Annotated in this window: 3 protein-coding genes and 1 pseudogene; all 4 read right to left on the bottom strand. The window is 68.1% G+C overall.

The window, feature by feature from the left end; translation table 11 throughout:
• Nucleotides 1-375 (bottom strand): annotated as a pseudogene (locus VIR09_RS23825) (D-2-hydroxyacid dehydrogenase); the annotation flags it as partial.
• A gap of 10 nt (nt 376-385) precedes the next feature.
• Entirely contained in the window at nt 386-1,345 is a 960-nt protein-coding gene (locus VIR09_RS23830) for a tripartite tricarboxylate transporter substrate binding protein (RefSeq protein WP_332015088.1), read from the bottom strand.
• A gap of 81 nt (nt 1,346-1,426) precedes the next feature.
• Nucleotides 1,427-2,227 carry a class II aldolase/adducin family protein gene (locus VIR09_RS23835; RefSeq protein WP_332015089.1) on the bottom strand — a complete coding sequence of 267 codons (801 nt, stop codon included), beginning with the start codon at nt 2,225-2,227 and terminating at the stop codon, nt 1,427-1,429.
• A gap of 107 nt (nt 2,228-2,334) precedes the next feature.
• The coding region (locus tag VIR09_RS23840) for a LysR substrate-binding domain-containing protein (protein WP_332015090.1) at nt 2,335-3,033 on the bottom strand (699 nt) is incomplete at its 5' end.

Consider the following 3,033-nt stretch of genomic DNA (forward strand, 5'->3'; position numbering starts at 1 on the left):
CAGCACGCCCGCGATGGCGCTCTGCGCGACGACCGGATCGCTGGCGCCTTGCGAGGTGGTGACCGCCACGCCGCGCGCGTGCAGGCTCAGGTAGATCTCGCGGTCGGCGCCGGCCGAATGCACGTGCACCCAGCGCAGCGCCGGCGCCTGGCGCATGGCTTCGTAATACAGCGCGGTGGATGGCTGGATTTCGAACTTGGTCGAATGGCCCGTGATGTCGCGCGAGACGAAGGCGGCCTCGGCCGTCGTGGGCTGGCCCGCCACGGGGTGGACCAGCGCATAGCGTCCCGCAGCCGGGCTGCGGTCCAGCGCCAGGCGCAGCGGCGGGGCTTCGGCCGGCGAGCACAGGATGCGGATGTCGGAACCTTGCGTCATGGCGGCGGGTTCAATGGGCTTCGGGAGCGAACTTGCGCACCAGCACCGCCCACTTGTCGTGTTCGCGCTTGATGAAGGCGCCGAATTGCGCGGGCGTGCCGCCGACCGGCTCGGCGCCTTCGCGCAGCATTTGTTCGTTGAGCGCTGGCAACGCGGCGTTGACCTCGCGGTTGACGACCTCCACGACCTGCTGCGGCGTGCCCTTGGGCGCAAAGAAGCCGAACCAGGAGCCCGCGTCAAAGCCCGGGTAGCCGGATTCCGCAATGGTGGGCAGTTCCGGCAGGGTAGCGGAGCGCTGCGAGGTGCTGACCGCCAGCGCGCGCAGCTTGCCGGAACGGATATGCCCGATGACGGATGGAATGGTGGCGAACATGAAGTCGATGCGCCCGGCCAGCAGGTCGTTGACCGCGTCCGCGCCCTTGTAGGGCACGTGCGTGGCGTTGACCCCCAGCTCGTCCATCAGCATGTAGCTCGACAGGTGCGAGGAGGTGCCCACGCCCGTCGAACTGTAGTTGAGCTGGCGCGCGCTCTTGACGTACTTCAGGAAGCCCTGGATGTCCTTGGCGGGGGAAGACGGCGGCACCACCAGCACATTGGGCACGGTGGCGATCTGCACCATGGGGATCAGATCGGTCAGGGGACTGTAGGGCAGTTTGTTGAGCGAGGGATTGACGGCGATCGGGCCCACGGAGTTGACGATCAGCGTGTGGCCGTCGGCCGGAGCGCGCACGACGAATTCCGTGCCGATGTTGCCGCCCGCGCCCGGCTTGTTCTCGACCACGAAGGGCTGGCCCAGCTTCTGCGTCAGGGTGTTGGTGACGCTGCGCGTGAGGGTGTCGGTGGTGCCGCCGGGCGAGAACGCCACGATGACCTTCACCGGCCGGTCGGGATAATCCGCGGCCGCGGCTGGCGCCAGCGTACAGGCGCCAGCCAGCGCTGCGGAAGCGAGCAGGGCTCGTGCAGTGTTCATGATGTCTCCTCGCGTGGGCATAGTGGTGTTTTCGATGGCGCCGTGCCGCCACGCCGGCCGGCGCCTGCAAACTCGAAAAACTCAGTCGCGGTAGCCGGGGTCCAGCCGGTCCAGCTTGCGCAGCAGGGCGGGCCACTCCATCACGCCGTAAGGGCGGCGCGTGCCGGGCTGATAGTTGTTCCAGGTCTCGTGCAGCACGGACGCTGCCACGGGCTGCAGCCGCGCGCCCGTTGCCATCGCCGCCAGTTGGGAGCGGCAGGCCAGTTCCAGGCGGTGCATCCAGTTGAAGGCCTCGCCCACGGTGCGGCCCACGGTGAGGGCGCCGTGGTTGCGCAGGATGAGCGCCTCGCCCTGGCCCAGGTCTGTCAGCAGCGACGCTTGTTCCTCGACGCCGAGCACCACGCCCTGGTAATCGTGGTAACCGATCTTCAGGAAGCGCATGGCGGTCTGGGTCAGGGGCAGCAGCCCGCATTCCAGCGAGGACACGGCCATCGACGCCCAACTGTGGGTGTGGATCACGCAGTCCACCTCGTGGCGGTGCGCATGCACCGCGCTGTGGATCACATAGCCGGCCTTGTTGATGCCGTAGCCCAGTTCGCCGAAGTCGGGCCGCGCCAGGATGGTGCCGTCCAGGTCCACCTTGATCAGGCTGGATGCCGTGATCTCCTCGTACATCATGCCGTAGGGGTTGATCAGAAAGGCGTTGTCTTCGCCCGGCACGCGCGCCGAAATGTGGTTGGCCATCATGTCGGCCATGCCGTAGATCTCGACCAGGCGGTAGCAGGCCGCCAGATCGACACGGGCGTTCCATTCCGCCTCGGTGCAATGCGGACGCATCGAGGCAATGCGCAGGCGTCCCCCGGCTTGGGTGTCAGTGGTCATCGGAATTCGTGAAGCTCCATCGCCGCCGCACCATGCCACGGCATCCATGCCTGGCAATTTATCTGCGGGATGGGGCAGGGCCTAGCCACGGCCCAGGCATGGGGGCATCACGAATCGAGAAGGGTTGCTCCCGGCCAGCCGCCGTTGCGCACCAGCGCGCGCATCACGTCCAGCAGCACGACGCGCGCGGCCAATGCCGCTGGCGACAGTTCCTCGTCATTGATGCAATAGACCAGGTTGCGGCGGAACAGGAAGGGATCGTCGATGGGATGCATGCTCAGCAGCCCGGACTCCACGCGGGCCACGGCCGCGCCGGGCTGGATGGTGGCCAGCGCATTGGCCTGCACCAGATCCATCAGCGTGGTCAGGCCGTCGACCTCGACGCCGATCCAGGGCTCCACGCCGGCCCGTTCGAAGGCGGCTTCGACCCAGGCCCGCAGGCCGTGGGCCTTGCTGGTCACCGCCTGCGGCAGGCTGCCCAGCTGCGCCATGGTGATGGGTTCGCCGTCGGGCAGCGCGACCATGCCGCGCCGGGCCAGCAGGAACAGCCGCTCGTCCAGCACCGGGATGGCGCTGCGGCCCTGGCTGCTGTCGTTCTGGAACAGCACGGCCAGATCGAGCCGCCGCCCCGTGAGCAGCTCGCCCAGGTTGCCCGACAAGCCCTCGACCAGATGCAGGCGCACGTTTGGATAGCGTTCGGCCATGGCTGCGTAGAACGGCCTGGCCAGCACCGATGCGGTGGTGGGCGCGAAGCCGACGCTGACCATGCCGGCCAGCCGCGCCTCGCGTGCGGCGGCGATCGCATT

The sequence above is a fragment of the Achromobacter sp. genome (assembly GCF_036567245.1).
Taxonomy (GTDB): Bacteria; Pseudomonadota; Gammaproteobacteria; order Burkholderiales; family Burkholderiaceae_B; genus Achromobacter.